Source organism: Arthrobacter halodurans (assembly GCF_041877255.1).
GTDB classification, from domain to species: domain Bacteria; phylum Actinomycetota; class Actinomycetes; order Actinomycetales; family Micrococcaceae; genus Arthrobacter_N; species Arthrobacter_N halodurans.
Genome location: NZ_JBHDLJ010000003.1, coordinates 18,072 through 35,722, shown reverse-complemented (window position 1 = coordinate 35,722; position 17,651 = coordinate 18,072). Strand labels below are relative to the sequence as shown.

The window sequence follows — 17,651 nt, the reverse complement described above, 5'->3', positions numbered from 1 at the left end:
ACGGGGGTCCGGCGCCGTCGTCGTGTCCGGAACCTTCGCCGTGCCCGACGCCGCGCCGTGGCTGTCGCGTCGCGGTGGTCGTCCCCGGAAACGACCGTTGACTGGCCACGATCTAGGGGTCGGCGTGGTGCGTGGTCTTTCCACCGCCCGCGGTTAAGGGTTTACGACGGGTTGTTCGCGGCATAGGATCCGAGCAGGGGACACCGCAACCAGCGGTGCGGGGATGTGCGGTGGGGCTGCGCATCCCAGAACTTGGGGAGTAATTTTCATGGGGTCATCACTCGCAATACGCTCTGTCCGCGCCGTCATCGCCGTGGGGGTGATGCTGGCGATGCTTCTGATGTGGATGTTGTCCATGTCGGGCGGTGCGCGTCCGGCCGCCGCCCAGGACGCCGAATCCTCCGGGTCGGCATCGAGCTGGTCTCAGCCGGCGGCCGAAGAACCTGCCGCCGAAGCACCGGCCGTCGCCGAAGTGCCCGCCGCGGAGGCGCCCGCCGCCGAAATCGTGGCCGCACCCGCACCCGAAGCCGTTGAACGGCCGAGCCAGGAAGCCCCGGCCGGTGCCGGCGCGACCTCCGAGCAGAAGAAGGACGACGACAAGTCCGACGGCGGCAAGAAGGACGACGACAAGTCCGACGGCGGCAAGAAGGACGACGACAAGTCCGACGGCGGGAAGAAGGACGACGACAAGTCCGATGGCGGGAAGAAGGACGACGACAAGTCCGACGGCGGCAAGAAGGACGACGACAAGTCCGACCGCTGCGACGACGACGGCAAGGGCTACGACCGGGCCGGCCACAAGGACGACGGTAAGAAGGGCGGCCACCAGGGCGGCGACGACTGCGACGACGACGGCAAGGACGACGACGAGTCCGATCGCTGCGACGACGACGGCAAGGGCTACGACCGGGCCGGCCACAAGGACGACGGTAAGAAGGGCGGCCACCAGGGCGGCGACGACTGCGACGACGACGGCAAGGACGACGACGAGTCCGACCGCTGCGAGGACGACGGCTACGGCCACGGCCACGGCTGGGATGGCAAGAAGGACGGCGAGAAGGGCGGTTGGAAGGACGGCCACAAGGGCGGCGACAAGGATGACTGGAAGGACGGCCACAAGGGCGGCGACAAGGATGATTGGAAGGGCGGCCACAAGGACGACGACTGCGACGACTACTCACCCGAGCCGTCCGAGGAGCCGACGTACACGCACGAGCCGTCCGAGGAGCCGACGTACACGCACGAGCCTTCCGAGGAGCCGACGTACACGCACGAACCCACCGAGGAGCCGACGGAGACGCACGAGCCCTCGGAGTCCAGCGTCGCGGTGACGAACTCGGCTCCGGCCACGGCCGTCGTCATTCCGCCGGCGACCACGCCCCCGACGTTTAGGGCGATGCCCGCGGGCGCGCTGGCCGAGACTGGCCTGGCCTCGGCCGGGCTCACGGTGCTCGCGCTCGGTCTCGTCGGCGCGGGAGCGATGCTTGTCGCCTCGTCTGCCGCGCGGCGCCACAAGCGGCAGCACTAGCAGCGCGGTGACCCGGGGCGCGCCCCGGACACCGTAGCCGCGTACGCACGGACGGCGCGGGACCTCCCCAGGGGAAGTCCCGCGCCGTCCCGCGTTCCGCCCGGCGGCGGTGTGACGTTGGACCTCCAAGATCACTTTTCGGTAACGACGACTGCTAGAATGGATGGCTTGGGCGGACCGAGCCGCCACCGGGCAACCGGATCAGCCAGCCGAGAGGACGACGTCCGCCATGGCCCACGCCCTCGACAGCACGAGGAGTCCCGGACGCCGGGCGCCCTCGCCGCTGCCCGGAACCGGCGGAAACGGCCCGCGGGACACGTCCGCGAAAGCCCCCTACCGCCCGGAAGTGCAGGGTCTGCGCGCGTTCGCCGTCCTCATGGTCGTCGTGTACCACGTCTGGCTCGGCCGCGTCTCCGGCGGCGTCGACGTCTTCCTGCTCGTCTCCGCGTTCCTCCTGACCGCGTCGTTCACCCGCAAGGTCGAGGCGGGCGGGCCGCTGCGGCTGGGCTCGTACTGGCTGCACCGCTTCAAGGGGCTGCTCCCCGCCGCCGTGGTGGTGCTGCTCGCGGTCCTGGCCGCGACCGCCTCCCTGCTCCCGCGCTCGCGCTGGCCGGACATCTTCACCCAGACGTGGTCCAGCCTGTTCTACACGCAGAACTGGACGCTGGCGGCGGAGTCCGTGGACTACTACGCGGCCGACCACTCCACGGCCAGCCCACTCCAGCACTTCTGGTCGCTGTCCATCCAGGGACAGGTCTTCATCCTGTGGCCGCTGGTCTTCGCGGCGTGCGCCTTCGCCTGGCGCGGCCTCCGCCGCCTGCGCCCGGGGTTGTCCTACCGGACGGTGCTCGCCGTCGCGTTCGGCGCCGTGTTCGCCGCGTCTCTGGCCTACTCCGTGCACGCGACCGCCACGAACCAGGCGTTCGCCTACTTCGACACCCGCGCACGCCTCTGGGAATTCGCCCTGGGGTCCTTGCTGGCCCTCGCCGTGCCCTTGGCCGCGCGCCTCCCCGCGGCCGCCCGGGTCGCCCTGGGCTGGACCGGACTCGCCGCCATGCTCGCCTGCGGCGTCGTGCTGCAGGTGCAAGCCCAATTCCCCGGCTACATCGCCCTGTGGCCCACCCTCGCCGCCGGCGCCATCATCGCGGCCGGCGACACGGGGGGCCGCCGCGGCGTGGACCGCCTGCTGGCCGCCCCGCCGCTGGTCCGCCTCGGCGGCATCTCCTACGCGCTGTACCTGTGGCACTGGCCGATCCTCGTGATCTACCTGGCGGTCAAGGGGGAGTCCGAGGCCGGCCTGATCGGCGGGACCGCCGTCATCGCGCTGTCCCTGGCGCTGGCCTGGGCCACCACGAAGGCGATCGAGACGCCGTTCCACGCGTGGCACTGGCCCGCGCAGCGCCGCCGCCGGCTCGGACTGGTGGTGGCCGTCATGGTCGGGCTGGTCGCCGCCCCGCTGTCCGGTTGGCAGGCACGCGTCGCCGCCTACGAGGAGGCCGCGCAGGCGCAGGCGCCGGGCGACAACCCCGGGGCGCACGCCCTGCGGCCCGGCTTCGAGTTCGACGGCGACCCGGCCGCCGTCGTGCGCCCGCTGACCAGCCGCGTCTCCGACGAGTGGGCGAACTACGGCGGGGACTGCACCGGCGACTACGCGCTGACGGACCCGCGCATGGAGTTCTGCCAGATGGGCGGGGACCCCGCGACGGCGACGAAGACCGTCGTCGTGCTGGGCGACTCCCACGGGCAGCACTGGACCCCGGCGCTGGCCGTGGCCGCCGAACGCAACGGCTGGGCCTGGGTCCTGGTGAACCGGCCGGCCTGCCGCTTCGGGGCCGAATCCGCGGAGCGCGAGGCCGAATGCAACGACTTCAACGAGGCGGCCACCCGGTACGTGCTGGACGCCAAGCCGGACGCCGTGCTGACCGTCGCCTCCCTGACGGCCCACCACGGCGGCCCGGACGGCACCGCGCCGGCGGACCACGAGCGCGTGGTGCCCGGCTACCTCGCCGGCATCCGGCCGTTCCTGGACGCCGGGCTGCAGGTCGTCGGGATGCGCGACACCCCGCGCTTCGACCGCAACATCGTCGAGTGCGTCGACCTGCGGGGACCGGAGGACGCCGAGTGCACGCGGCCCGTCGACGAGGTGATGGCCCCGGTCTCCCCCCTCCGGGAGCTCCAGACGCGGATCGAGCGCGGCGAGCTGCCGCGGAACCTGGGCTTCTTCGACATGACGGACCAGCTGTGCCCCGACGGGACCTGCCGCCCCGTCATCGGCAACGTGCTGGCCTACATGGACGAGTCGCACCTGACCAAGACGTACGTCGAGACCACCGCGCCCGTGTTCGAGCAGCGGTTCCGGGCGGCCGCGGGCTGGTGACCGTCCCGCGGCGCGCCCCGCGCCCGGTCCAGCGCCTGTGGGTTTGGGCACATCGGACGCGCAGAATGTCGCTCGCTGGACGGGCGATCTAGGATGGTGGGAACCCCCCTGCCGGTTCGCGAAAGGCCCCCCGTGACTGAGTTCAACCCGTTCGCCCTCGAAGGCCTCACCTACGACGACGTCCTCCTGCTGCCCGGCCCGACGGACGTCATCCCGTCCGAGGCCGATACCGCCACGCGGCTCACGAAGCGGATCTCGCTGAACATCCCGCTGGTCTCCGCGGCGATGGACACCGTCACCGAGGCGTCGATGGCGATCGCGCTGGCCCGTCAGGGTGGCATCGGCATCATCCACCGCAACCTCTCGATCGAGACGCAGGCGGACCAGGTGGACCAGGTCAAGCGCAGCGAATCCGGGATGATCACGAACCCCGTCACCGTCGGCCCCGAGGCGACCCTGCGCGAGCTGGACGACCTGTGCGCGCACTACCGCGTCTCGGGGCTGCCCGTGGTCGACGCCGGCAAGAAGCTCCTCGGCATCATCACCAACCGAGACACCCGCTTCATCCCGCAGGAACAGTTCCTCACCACCAAGGTGTACGAGGTCATGACCCCGATGCCCCTGGTCACCGCGCGCGTCGGCGTGGGCCGGGCCGAGGTGATCGAGCTGCTGGGCAAGCACCGGATCGAGAAGCTGCCGCTGGTCAACGACGACGGCGTGCTGCAGGGCCTGATCACCGTCAAGGACTTCGACAAGGCCGAGCAGTACCCGCTGGCCACCAAGGACGACGAGGGGCGGCTCCGGGTCGGGGCGGCCGTCGGTTTCTTCGGCGAGGGCTACGACCGCGCCATGACCCTCGTGGAGGCGGGCGTGGACGTGCTGGTCGTGGACACCGCCAACGGCCACAGCCAGGGCGTGCTGGACATGATCGCCCGCCTGAAGAAGGATCCTGCCGCCGCGCACGTGGACGTCATCGGCGGCCAGGCCGCGACCCGCGAGGGCGCGCAGGCGCTCATCGACGCCGGCGCCGACGCCATCAAGGTCGGCGTCGGACCGGGCTCGATCTGCACCACGCGCATCGTCGCCGGCGTCGGCGTCCCGCAGGTCACCGCCATCTACGAATCGGCCAAGGCCGCGATCCCGGCGGGCGTCCCGCTGATCGCGGACGGCGGGCTGCAGCACTCCGGCGACATCGGCAAGGCGCTCGTCGCCGGCGCCGATTCGGTGATGCTCGGCTCGCTGCTGGCCGGCACCGCCGAGTCCCCGGGCGACCTGGTGTTCATGAACGGCAAGCAGTTCAAGGCCTACCGCGGCATGGGCTCGCTCGGCGCCATGCAGACGCGCGGCAAGAACACGTCCTACTCCAAGGACCGCTACTTCCAGGCGGACGTCCCGACCGACGAGAAGCTGATCCCCGAGGGCATCGAGGGGCAGGTCCCGTACCGCGGCCCGCTCTCCGCGGTCGCCCACCAGCTCGTCGGCGGCCTGCGCCAGACCATGTTCTACGTCGGCGGCCACACCATCGTGGAGCTGAAGGAGAAGGGCAAGTTCGTCCGCATCACCGCGGCCGGGCTGAAGGAGTCCCATCCCCACGACATCATGATGACCGTCGAGGCTCCGAACTACCGCTCGCGGTAGGACGGCCCGGCGGCGAGGAGACGACGATGTCCCAACCCAAGCAACTCAAGAAGCTCACCCGGGAGCGCATGGACGCGACCGGCGAGAGCTACACCACCGCGCGCAAGGCGATCCTCGCGGGCAAGCCGGCCAACCCCGTGAACGCGGCGCGCGGCGGGGGCCCCGGTGCCGCTCCCGACTCCCGGCCCGGGGACGGGGCCGCCGAGGAGCAGGAGCTGCCGGAGTACCCGGCGCCCGACAACGTCACGCAGTACGACGCCGGGCTGTGGCACCGCGTCCTCACCCAGGCCGGCGTGACGAACCCGATCACCGGCGCCGCGCCGAGCGAGGCGCTGCTGGCCGGCATCGCCGGCGGCATCGGGTTCATGGTCTTCACATTCGAGTACGAGTCCGTGACGACGGCGACCGTCGTCACCCGCTCGCACCCCGAGCCCTACACGGCGAGCCTGCTGGCGCGCCTCGGCGTGCCGGTGCGCGAGACGCACACGAGCAGCGTCAAGCAGGCGCAGGCCAACCTCGACGACGGGCTCGACGAGGGCCGCGCCGTCGTCGTGCGGGTGACCGAGGGCGCGCTGCCGTGGATCGACTCCGACGAGCTCGAGGAGAGCGAGTCGGTGGACGTGGCGGTCGTGGGGGAGGACGACGGCGACTACCTGGTCGACGACGGGTCCGGCGCCCTGCGCGTCGTCGCCGCGGCCGAACTCGCCGCGGCGCGCTCGCGGCGGAAGAAGGACCGGCACTGGCAGGCGTGGATCCCGGAGCCCGTCGCGCCGCGCGTGAAGGTGCTGCGCCGCGGCGTCGTCGAGGCGATCGACCAGACCACGGGCCGGCTGCTCGGCACCGCCCCGCTGCAGGGCATCCCCGCGCACTTCGCGAAGAACTTCGGCGTCGCCGGGATGCGGAACTGGGCCGAGCGCCTGCGCGACACGACCACCCGGCGCGGCTGGACCGCGCTGTTCGCCGACGAGGAGCGCCTGCGCGGGGGCGTCGGACAGCTCGCCGGCTTCCTCGACTCCGACCGGTTCTGCGGCGCCGGCGGGCTGCGCGGGCTCTACGCCGATTTCCTCGAGGAGGCCGCCGCCCTGCCGGGCCTCGCGGGTCTGGCCGCGGCCGCCGCGCCGTACCGGGAACTCGCCCCGCTGTGGGAGGAACTGGCCGAGGTCGTGGACCCCGACGTCGAGGCGGGGGAGCGGTCGGCGCTGTTCGCCCGGATGGCTGACGTGGTCGAGCGGATCGCGGACGCCGAGGAGTCCGCGGCCCGCGGGCTGCGCGAGGCGCTCGAGGCGGCCACGGCCTCCTGAGGCGGCCACGCGGGCCCGGCCTGCCGCCGTCGTGGTGGGGGACCCCCGGGACCGCGCTGATAGGCTGGCTGGGTGACTTACGAGATTGAAATCGGGCGCGGCAAGCGCGGTGTACGGGCCTATTCGCTGGACGATGTGGCCATCGCCCCCAACCGGCGGACCCGCGACCCCCAGGACGTTTCGGTGACCTGGCAGATCGACGCGTACCAGTTCGCGACGCCGATCATCGGCGCGCCGATGGACTCCGTGATGAGCCCGCAGACCGCGATCGCGCTGGGTCGGCTCGGCGGGCTCGGCGTGCTGAACCTCGAGGGCCTGTGGACCCGGTACGAGGATCCCGCGCCGGTCCTGGCCGAGATCGCGGCGCTCGAGGGGGACACCACCTCGGGCAAGCACTTCAACCCGGCCGTCACCCGCCGCCTGCAGGAGCTGTACAGCGCGCCGATCCAGCCGGAGCTCATCACGTCCCGCCTGGCCGAGATCCGCGAGGCGGGCGTCACCGTCGCCGGCTCCCTGACGCCGCAGCGCACGCAGGAGCACTACCGGACGGTCCTCGCCGCCGGCGTTGACATCTTCGTCATCCGCGGGACCACGGTCTCCGCCGAGCACGTGTCCAAGTCGCAGGAACCCCTGAACCTCAAGCAGTTCATCTACGAGCTCGACGTCCCCGTGATCGTCGGCGGGGCCGCGGGCTACACCCCGGCGCTGCACCTTATGCGCACCGGCGCCGCGGGCGTCCTCGTGGGCTTCGGCGGCGGCGCGACCGGGACCACCCGCCGCGCGCTGGGCATCCACGCCCCACTGGCCACCGCCATCTCCGACGTGGCCGCGGCCCGCCGCGACTACCTCGACGAGTCCGGCGGCCGCTACGTGCACGTCATCGCCGACGGCGGGCTGGGCACCAGTGGCGACGTCGTGAAGGCCATCGCCATGGGCGCGGACGCCGTGATGCTCGGCAGCGCGCTGGCCCGGGCCGAGGAGTCGCCCGGGCAGGGCTGGCACTGGGGCATGGAGGCGCACCACGACACCGACCCCCGCGGGGACCGCGTGCGCGTGGGGACGGTCGGCCCGTTGGAGCAGGTGCTTTTCGGGCCCTCGCACCACACGAACGGCACCTCGAACCTGATCGGGGCGCTGCGCCGCTCGATGGCGACCACCGGCTACTCGGACCTCAAGGAGTTCCAGCGCGTCGACGTCGTGATCTCCCCCTACCAGGCGGGCTAGCGCCATGGTGACGCCCAACGACCCCCCGGGCGCCGGGGGACGCGCGACCGACGCGGCCCCCGGAACGCTGAGCCCGGAGTTCCGCGCGGCCTCGCTGGACGCGATGCGCCACGCGGGCGCGGACGGCGGCCCGGAGCTGGACCTGCTGATCGTCGGCGGCGGGATCGTCGGAGCCGGCGCCGCCCTCGACGCCGCGACCCGCGGCCTGCGCGTGGGGATCGTCGAGGCGCGCGACTGGGCGTCCGGCACCTCCTCGCGCTCGTCCAAGCTCATCCACGGCGGGCTGCGCTACCTCGAGATGCTCGACTTCGGCCTGGTGCGCGAGGCGCTGCAGGAGCGTGGGTTGCTGATCGACCGGATCGCGCCGCACCTGGTGCGTCCGGTCCCGTTCCTGTACCCCCTGACCAAGCGCTTCGTCGAGCGGCCGTACGTCGGGGCCGGCATCGCCCTGTACGACGGCATGTCCCTCGCCTCCGGGCACAGCCGCGGCGTGCCCTTCCACAAGCACCTCAGCCGTCGCGGCACGCTGCGCAGCGCCCCCAGCCTGAAGGACGACGCGTTCGTCGGCTCCATCCGCTACTACGACGCGCAGGTCGACGACGCCCGGCTGGTGGTCGACGTCGTCCGCACCGCGGCCAAGTACGGTGCGCTGGCCGCCAACCGCGTGAAGGTGGTGGACTTCCTGCGCGAGGGCGAGCGCGTCGTCGGCGCGCGCCTGCAGGACCAGGAGAGCGGCGAGCGCTTCGACGTCCGCGCCAAGCAGGTCGTCAACGCGACCGGCGTCTGGACCGACGAGACGCAGGACCTCGTCACGGACCGCGGACAGCTGAAGGTCCGCGCGTCCAAGGGCATCCACCTGGTGGTTCCGCGCGACCGCTTCCAGTCCACCGTGGGGATTATCCTGCGCACCGAGACGTCCGTCCTGTTCGTCATCCCGTGGGGCCGGCACTGGATCATCGGCACGACCGACACCGAGTGGACGCTGGACAAGGCGCACCCCGCGGCGTCGAGCCGGGACATCGACTACGTGCTCGAGCGCGTCAACCGGGTGCTCAAGCGCCCGCTGACGCGCGAGGACGTCGAGGGTGTCTACGCCGGGCTGCGCCCGCTCCTGGCGGGGGAGAACGACTCGACCGCCAAGCTCTCGCGCGAGCACGTCGTGGCCCACCCGGTGCCCGGGCTGGTGGTCGTCGCCGGCGGAAAGTACACCACCTACCGCGTGATGGCCCGCGACGCCGTCGACGAGGCGGTGCGCTCGATGGACGAGGGCGCCCCGGCGTCGTGCACCGACACCATCCCGCTGCTCGGGGCCGAGGGCTACCAGGCCGCGTGGAACAGCCGACACCGGATGGCGCGCGCCGCGGGCGTGCACGTGGCCCGGGTGGAGCACCTCCTGCACCGCTTCGGGTCGCTGACCGGGCACGTGCTCGAGCTCATCGCCGCGGACCCCGACCTCGGCCGCCCGCTGCCGGGGGCCGACGACTACCTGGCCGCCGAAGTGGTCTACGCGACGACGCACGAGGGCGCCCGCCACATCCACGACGTGCTGACCCGCCGCACGCGCATCTCCATCGAGTCCTGGGACCGCGGCGTGGCCGCGGCGCCCGAGGTCGCGCGCCTCATGGCGCCGCTGCTGGGCTGGAGCGACGCGCAGGCCGAGCGGGAGGTGCGCCACTACCTGGCCCGCGTCGAGGCCGAGCGCGCCAGTCAGGAACAGCCCGACGACGTCACCGCCGACAGGACCCGCATGAACGTTGAAGACATTGTCCCGGTCCGAGATTAGCGGGCTCGACGGGCTCACGTCCCCGGAACTCGTCCAGCTCGACCTGGCCGTGCCGGACCGCGACGCCGCCGTCGAGGTGCTCGCGCGCCGCCTGTTCGACGCCGGGCGGATCACCGACCTCGAGGGCTTCATGGGACAGGTCCGCGCCCGGGAGCACCAGCTCGCCACCGGGCTGCCGGGCGGGATCGGCATGCCGCACGCCCGCACGGCGTTCACGGACCGCGTGAGCATCGCCGTCGGCATCACCGCCTACGGGCACGCCCTGGACTTCGGGGCGGCCGACGGGCCGGCCACGGTGGTCCTGCTGCTCGCGACGCCCGCCGACAGCTTCTCGCTGCACCTCGGGATCCTCGCGACGCTGGCGCGGAGCCTGTCGAAGCAGGCGTTCCGCGAGTCGCTCCGCCGCGCCTACGACCCGGAGGTCATCGCCGAGCTGATCAACTCCTCCGTCGACTTCGAGGACGTCTGACGTCCCGCCGCGGGGCGGGGCGGCGGCGCCCGGGCCGGACCGGCGGGGCCAGCGTCCGGCGGACGTCCATTCGTTGTTCTACAGCCAATCGAAGTAGGGTTAAGCCGTGCTTAAAACCGCCCTGAAGCCCCAGTGGATCCTCGCGCTCCTCGGGGCCCTGCTGGTCGCGTCGGGCTTCGTGCTCCTGAGCCAATGGCAGTTCGACCGCTCGAAGGACGCCGCCCCGCCGCCGCCCAGCACCACCGAGCGCCCCGTGCCGCTCACCGAGCACTTCCGCCCCGGCGAGCCGATGATGGCCACCGATGCCGACCAGGTCGTCTCCGCCGAGGGCGCCTTCCTGCCGGACCGGCAGGTGCTGGTCCGCAACCGCGTGCACGAGGGGCAGACCGGCTACTGGGTCGTGGCGGCCTTCCAGGTCGACGGCGCGGAGAACGACGCCGCCATCCCCGTGGTCCGCGGCTGGCAGCCCGACGACGCCGTGCCGGCCCCGGCGCCCACCGGTGGGCTGACGGTCACCGGCCGGCTCCTGCCGACGGAGTCGCCCATCGACGGCCGGCAGCCCGACGCCGCATTGGCGTCGCTCTCCGTGGCCCAGCTCATCAACCTCTGGGACGTGGACGCGTACAGCGGCTTCGTCGTCGCCTTCGACGTCCAGGACGATGACGGCGCCCCCGCCGGCGCCGCGGAGTCCGGTCTGGAGCAGGTCGCCGTCGGCCCCCAGCCGCAGGAGCAGCCGATCAACTGGCTGAACGTCTTCTACGGGATCGAGTGGGTGGTCTTCGCGGGCTTCGCCGTGTTCCTCTGGTGGCGGCTCGTGGCCGACGACTACCGCCGCCAGCAGGAGGACCTCGAGGACGAGGCCGCCCACGCCGCGCAACTGGATCCCGGACAGCAGGATCCGGCCCCCACGGGCCCTGCGCAGCAGGACCCGACCCCCACGGGCCCCGCGCAGCAGGACCCGGCCCCGACAGACCCCGCCCGCCACCGCCCCGCGACCGACAGCAAGGACCCGAAGTGAGCCAGCAGCCCGCGCCCGCCCGCCAGAAGAAGCGCCGCTTCGCCGGCACGCCCGCCCAGATCCGCAGCGCCGCGGCGTTCTACAAGGTGCTCGCCTACGCCACGGGCGTCATGCTGCTGCTGGTCGTCGTCGAGATGGTCGCCAAGTACGGCTACGGCACGGAGATCGTCGTCGGGGGCACGCTGGCCGACGGCAGCTCCAACACGTTCGGCTTCCTGCCCGAAGGATCGTTCGAGGGCGGGATCAACCTCTCCACGGTCGTGCTCATCGTGCACGGGTGGATGTACGTGGCCTACCTGATTGCGGACTTCCGCCTGTGGTCGCTCATGCGGTGGCCGTTCAGCCGCTTCATCACCATCGCGCTCGGCGGCGTCGTGCCCCTGCTGTCCTTCTTCATGGAACGCAAGGTCCACAGCGAGGTCGAGCGCGAGCTGGCCACCCACCCCGAGGCCGCCAAGCGCTACTGACCGCTCCCGTGGTCGCCCTGCATCGCTGACGGCATCCGCGGACACGCACCCCCGGCGCCGCCCGTGCCGGGGGTCACGCGTCACCGGGGTGCGTCCCCCGGCGCGCGGCGGCTAAGCTGGAACCCGTGACCAATCCTGTCCCCACCCCAGAGCACAAGCCGGTTCTGGTCGTCGACTACGGAGCCCAGTACGCGCAGCTCATCGCACGCCGCGTCCGCGAGGCCAACGTGTATTCGGAGATCGTCCCGCACACCCTCACCACCGAGCAGATCCTGGCCAAGGACCCCGCGGCCATCATCCTTTCCGGGGGGCCGGCCAGCGTCTACGCGGAGGGCGCCCCGTTCGTCGGGCCCGAGCTCTTCGAGGCCGGCGTGCCGGTCCTCGGCATCTGCTACGGGTTCCAGGCGATGGCCAAGGCCCTCGGCGGCAAGGTCGCCCAGACCGGCCTGCGCGAGTACGGCGCGACCGACGCCACCGCGGTGCTGGAGAAGTCCGGTTCCATCCTCAAGGGTCTGCCGGGCGTCCAGAACGTGTGGATGAGCCACGGCGACTCCGTCCAGGAGGCGCCCGAGGGCTTCGAGGTCCTGGCGACGACCGGCGGGGCCCCCGTCGCCGCGTTCGCGAACGACGCCAAGCGCCTCTACGGCGTCCAGTGGCACCCCGAGGTCAAGCACTCGGTGTACGGCCAGCGGGTGCTCGAGAACTTCCTGTTCGACGGCGCGGGGCTGGAGCCGGACTGGACCACCGGCAACATCGTCGAGGAACAGGTCGAGCGGATCCGCGAGCAGGTCGGCACCGGTCGGGCCATCTGCGGGCTCTCCGGCGGCGTCGACTCCGCGGTCGCCGCGGCCCTGGTGCAACGGGCCATCGGGGACCAGCTGACCTGCGTGTTCGTGAACCACGGGCTCCTGCGCGAGGGGGAGGCCGAGCAGGTCGAACGCGATTTCGTCGCGGCGACCGGCGCGAAGCTCCACATCGCCGACGAGCGCGAGCGCTTCATGAACGCCCTGGCGGGCGTCACGGATCCGGAGACGAAGCGCAAGATCATCGGCCGCGAGTTCATCCGCGCCTTCGAGGCCTCCGAAGCCGCGATCATGGCGGACGCGGCGGCCGAGGGCGACAAGGTGAAGTTCCTCGTCCAGGGGACGCTCTACCCGGACGTCGTCGAGTCCGGCGGCGGGGAGGGCGCGGCGAACATCAAGAGCCACCACAACGTGGGCGGCCTGCCCGAGGACCTGCAGTTCGAGCTCGTCGAGCCGCTGCGGGCCCTCTTCAAGGACGAGGTCCGCTCCGTGGGCGCCCAGCTGGGCCTGCCCGCCGAGATCGTCCAGCGCCAGCCGTTCCCGGGGCCCGGCCTCGGCATCCGCATCATCGGCGAGGTCACCGAGGAGCGCCTCGAGCTGCTCCGCAAGGCCGACGCCATCGCGCGTGCCGAGCTGACCGCTGCCGGGCTGGACCGCGAGGTCTGGCAGATGCCGGTCGTGCTGCTGGCGGACGTCCGCTCCGTCGGCGTCCAGGGCGACGGCCGCACCTACGGCCACCCGATCGTGCTGCGGCCGGTCTCCTCGGAGGACGCCATGACCGCCGACTGGTCGCGCCTGCCCTACGAACTGTTGGCCCGCATCTCCAACCGCATCACCAACGAGGTCGATGGCGTCAACCGCGTGGTTCTGGACGTGACCAGCAAGCCGCCGGGAACCATCGAATGGGAATAGCGCGCGCGTGCGGGGCGCCGTCCCACCGGTAGCGGAAAGGGAGGGGCCGCGGCCCCTCCCTGCCCGCATCGCGTCACCGCGGACGGGATGGGTCCGGACGTGTTTCGGTCAGCTCACCGGTCCCCTCCGTCCAGTACCTTAGATGGTGCCCTGCGCGCCGGACCGTGCGCGGGGATTCACGTTTCGTGCGCGCAGTCGAGGCACGGGCGCATGGAAGCCGGCGCACGGGCGGCGCAACAGCAAGGAAGGCGGGTGTTCCGGTGGTAGGGACTCAGGAGAGCGAGGCGGCGCTGGCCGCCTGGCTGGAGAAGCTGGGCCCCGGCGCAGGGACCGACACGCTGTTGCGCTTCGCCGGATCGGCGACCAACAGCATCGACCTCACGCACGCCCACCCCTCCGGCCTGGCCCAGTTCCTCGCCGGCCGGCGCACGCGGCTCTCGATGCTGCTGCGCGACACCGAGACGTACAACGCCGGACGCCGGACCGCGCGCGGGCTGCGCGCCAAGATACAGGAGCTCTCCGAGGACCGCGGCATCGACGTCGGGTACCTGGCCTCCGGGATCGCGACGTGGCGCGCCACCCAGGACGGGCGCAGCGAGCAGTTCAGCGCCCCCATCATGCTGGGCCGCGTCTCCCTGACCCTGCGCGAGGGCCAAGACGACCACGAGGTCCAGCTCACCGGGCGCGCCCAGGTCAATCCCGCACTGGTGCGCTACTTCGCGGAGACGCACGGCCTCGACATCGACGAGGAGGCGCTCGGCGGCGCGGCCTACATGACCGCCCGCTTCGACCCGCGCCAGGCCATGGACACCCTGCGCGAGCAGGTCGCGGAGATCCCGGGCACCGTGATCGAACACCGGCTGCTGGTCTCGACGTTCGCCGACCTCGCCGACCCCGCCGACCCGGCGCGCCTGGACCCCCGGCACCCGGTCATCGCCCGCCTGTTGGCCGTGGACGCCGGAGAGACCGTCAGCGCCGAGGACCCGGAGATCACGGTCCTCAGCAGCGACGAGCGCGACCCGGCGGACGAGATCCTGGTGCTCGACGCCGACGCCAGCCAGCAGGAGGTCCTCGACCTGGTCGAGGCGGGGGAGTCCGTGGTGGTCTCCAGCCCGCCGGGCACGGGGCAGACGCAGACGGCCATCAACGCGGCGGCGGTCCTCGCCGGGCAGGGCAAGCGCGTCCTCGTGGTGGCCGAGCGCAGCGCGACGGCGCGGGGCCTCGTCGAGCGCCTCGACGAGCTCGACCTGGGCAGCCTGGCTCTGCGCATGTCGCCGGAGACCGGCGCCGAGGAGCTGCGCGACCAGCTCACGCGCGCCATCCTGCGCAACGAACGGGCCACCGAGCCGCAGCTGGAGAAGCTCCACCAGACGCTGACCGATCGCCGCCACGCGCTGCTGGACCACGTCCGGTCCCTGCACAACGTGCGCAGCCGCTGGGGCTGCTCGCCGTACGAGGCCATGCAGGAACTCGCGCGGCTCACCGCGCTGGATCCGGCCCCGGCGACCACGGTGCGTCTGAAGCGCAGCGTGCTGGACAACATCACGAGCCGGCGGGAGACGGCCGCGAAGCTGCGCCGCGCGGCCGAGGTCGGCAGCTTCAGCTCCGCGATCACGCGCAGCCCCTGGTACGGGGCGCGCCTGCGCAACCGCAAGGAAACCGAGAACGCGCTGGAGCTCGTCACCGGCCTCGCCGAGGATCTCCCGACGCTCCGCGAGGGCATGCTCAGGGTCGCGGAGCATTCCGAGATCAAGCTGGGCTCGACGTTCGTGGAGTGGGGCGAGCAGCTCGAGCTGCTCGTCGACGTGCGCGGCAGCCTGGACAAGTTCGAGCCCGATATCTTCGACCGGGCGGTCGACGACCTCATCGGCGCGACCGCGCCCTCCGGGTGGCGGCGCGAGCGCGGGATCGAAATGAGCTCCATCACCCGCTCGCGGCTGCGCCGCGTCGCCAAGGAGTACGTGCGGCCCGGCGTCCACATCGCCGACCTGCACGAGTCCCTGAAGGACGTCCAGCGGCAGCGCAGCATGTGGACCCGCTACGCGACCAGCCAGCGGCACCCCCTGGTGCCGACCGGCCTGCTCGAGCTCAACAGCGCCTACCGCGACGCCGACGTGCGCCTGGCCAAGCTGGCCGATGCGCTCGCGAGCACTGACGCGGACGACTCGCTGCAGCGGCTTCCGGTCGACGATCTCATCGCCCGGCTCGACGCCCTGGTCGAGGACCGCGCCTCGCTGGAGGTGCTGCCGGAACGCACCCTGCTCCAGGAGCAGCTGCGCGAGCAGGGACTGGCCGACCTGCTGCGGGACCTCGCCGAGCGCGAGGTCGGACCGGACGAGGTCGCGTCCGAGCTGGATCTGGCCTGGTGGCAGTCGGTCCTCGAGGCGATGATCAGCGGAGACGACTACCTCGCGATGGCAGACGGCGCCAAGCTGCGCCGCCTGGAGGCGGAGTACCGCCTCGCGGACAACACCCACATCGCCTCGGGCTCCTCGCGGCTGCGCTGGCTCCTGGCCCAGCGTTGGAAGGCCGCGCTCGCGGACCACCGCGCGGCGTCCCGCGAACTGCGCGGCATGCTCAAGGACGGCGAGCCGACGCTGGAGATGCTGGCCAGCCTGGGGACCCCGCTGGTCAACTCCCTGGTGCCGCTGTGGATCGGCTCGCCGCTGCTGATCCCTGCGGCCGTGCCCGCGGACATGGAGTTCGACGCCGTGATCCTCCTCGACGCCGACTCGCTCTCCCTCCGCGGGGCCATCGGGTCGATCAGCAGGTCGCGGCAGGTGGTCGCCTTCGGCGACGCGATGCTCGGCACGCCCCGCAGCTTCGACGTGTCCGTGGATCCGACCGCGTCCACGCGCGAGCCCGCCCAGCCGGTGAGCACCTTCGCGGCGCTGTCGACCGTGCTGCCGCTCCGCCGGCTCGACACCGTCTACCGCGGCGTCGACGAGGGACTGACCGAGTCGCTGGGTCGCGCCTACTACGGCGGCCAGCTCCACCGCCTGCCGGCCGCCCGGGCCATGTCCGGGGGCATCCCGTCCCTGTCCGTGGACTACGTCAGCGACGGCACGGGAATGCCGGGCCCCGGCGGCGAGGCCGTCGAGACCACCGTCGCCGAGGTCCACCGCGTCGTGGATCTGGTCTTCGGCCACGTCCGGCGCCGGCCCCACCGCTCCCTGGCCGTGATCACGGCCAACCAGCGGCACGCCGCCCGCGTCGCCGAGGCGATCGCGCTGCAGCTGCCGAACTACCCGTGGGCGGCCGAGTTCTTCAAGCGCACCGACGAGAAGTTCCAGGTGTCCTCGGTCGACCGGGCGCACGGCCTGGTCCGCGACGCCGTGATCTTCTCGCTCGGCTACGGCCGCACCCCGCACGGCAAGGCCGTGCACGACTTCGGCGCCCTGTCCGGGGAGCGCGGCGACGAGCTGTTCGTCACCGGTGTGACCCGGTCGCGGGACCTGCTGCACCTGGTGACCGCCGTGCGTCCGGAAGACCTGGACGAGACGCGGCTCACCGGCGGGGCGAAGCAGTTCATCGAACTCGTCGGCCGCGTCCTGGCGGGGGAGTCCGGTGTCGACGACGAGGGCGGGCCGCTTGCCGACCCGCTCGTCGCGGACCTGATGGACCGGCTCGTGGAGCGCGGGGCCGTCGTCGAGCCCCGCTACCGCGGGGTCCTGGACCTGGCCGCACAGGCCGCCGGGGCAGGCGCCAGCGGACAGCCGCCCCTGGCCGTCGTCTCCGACGGCACGGAGGCCTACCGCGGGATGACGGTGCGCGCGCGCAGCCGCCTCCGCCCGCAGCTGCTGGAGTCCATGGGCTGGCGCTACGTCCCGCTGTGGACCATCGACGTGTTCAGCGATCCGGCGTCCATCGCCGCGGAACTGGCCGGCCACCTCGGCCTGGATCCGGCGGATCCGGCGGAACCCGACGCGAAGGAGCGGACGATGAACGGAACGGCGGGAACCGGCGGCAGGAAGCCGGAAGCTCCGGCGAAGGCGCCGGAGGACGGCGCGTCCGCGGACGGCGTGATCCCGACCACGGCGGCGGAGGATGACCCCCGCGCCTGGGGCGACGCCGCGGAGGACCGCGACTCCTGGCTCCGCGAGCAGCGCCCGCCGCACTGGGACTAGGCGC

General features: G+C 72.4%; 11 protein-coding genes. All 11 read left to right on the top strand.

From position 1 onward, the window contains the following. Positions 1-268: 268 nt before the first annotated feature. Complete coding sequence (locus ACETWP_RS04700) at positions 269-1,528, top strand: hypothetical protein (RefSeq protein ID WP_373971058.1); 1,260 nt, start codon at positions 269-271, stop codon at positions 1,526-1,528. 229 nt (positions 1,529-1,757) lie between these two features. Further along, positions 1,758-3,905: an acyltransferase family protein gene (locus ACETWP_RS04695; protein ID WP_373971057.1), complete on the top strand. Its 2,148-nt coding sequence runs from the start codon at positions 1,758-1,760 to the stop codon at positions 3,903-3,905. 132 nt (positions 3,906-4,037) lie between these two features. Then, positions 4,038-5,543 carry an IMP dehydrogenase gene (gene guaB, locus ACETWP_RS04690; RefSeq protein ID WP_373971056.1) on the top strand — a complete coding sequence of 502 codons (1,506 nt, stop codon included), beginning with the start codon at positions 4,038-4,040 and terminating at the stop codon, positions 5,541-5,543. A 26-nt stretch (positions 5,544-5,569) separates the two neighbouring features. Then, positions 5,570-6,844 carry a BtrH N-terminal domain-containing protein gene (locus ACETWP_RS04685; protein WP_373971055.1) on the top strand — a complete coding sequence of 425 codons (1,275 nt, stop codon included), beginning with the start codon at positions 5,570-5,572 and terminating at the stop codon, positions 6,842-6,844. A 72-nt stretch (positions 6,845-6,916) separates the two neighbouring features. Beyond that, positions 6,917-8,068 (top strand): GuaB3 family IMP dehydrogenase-related protein, encoded by a 1,152-nt coding sequence (locus ACETWP_RS04680; protein ID WP_373971054.1) that lies wholly within the window; start codon positions 6,917-6,919, stop codon positions 8,066-8,068. A gap of 4 nt (positions 8,069-8,072) precedes the next feature. Beyond that, complete coding sequence (locus ACETWP_RS04675) at positions 8,073-9,851, top strand: glycerol-3-phosphate dehydrogenase/oxidase (RefSeq protein WP_373971053.1); 1,779 nt, start codon at positions 8,073-8,075, stop codon at positions 9,849-9,851. Next, complete coding sequence (locus tag ACETWP_RS04670; RefSeq protein WP_373971052.1) at positions 9,832-10,320, top strand: PTS sugar transporter subunit IIA; 489 nt, start codon at positions 9,832-9,834, stop codon at positions 10,318-10,320. Before ACETWP_RS04675 ends, ACETWP_RS04670 begins: the two co-directional genes overlap by 20 nt. A 106-nt stretch (positions 10,321-10,426) precedes the next feature. Continuing rightward, positions 10,427-11,338, top strand: a complete 912-nt coding sequence (locus ACETWP_RS04665; protein ID WP_373971051.1) for an SURF1 family protein — start codon at positions 10,427-10,429, stop codon at positions 11,336-11,338. Beyond that, a complete protein-coding gene (locus ACETWP_RS04660; RefSeq protein ID WP_373971050.1) occupies positions 11,335-11,805 on the top strand; it encodes a DUF3817 domain-containing protein in 471 nt (156 codons plus the stop codon). The genes ACETWP_RS04665 and ACETWP_RS04660 overlap by 4 nt, the downstream gene beginning before the upstream one ends. Before the next feature lie 125 nt (positions 11,806-11,930). Next, positions 11,931-13,520 carry a glutamine-hydrolyzing GMP synthase gene (gene guaA / locus ACETWP_RS04655; RefSeq protein ID WP_373971049.1) on the top strand — a complete coding sequence of 530 codons (1,590 nt, stop codon included), beginning with the start codon at positions 11,931-11,933 and terminating at the stop codon, positions 13,518-13,520. Positions 13,521-13,780: 260 nt separating this feature from the next. After that, entirely contained in the window at positions 13,781-17,647 is a 3,867-nt protein-coding gene (locus tag ACETWP_RS04650; protein WP_373971048.1) for a DNA helicase, read from the top strand. The last annotated feature ends 4 nt before the right edge of the window (positions 17,648-17,651 follow it).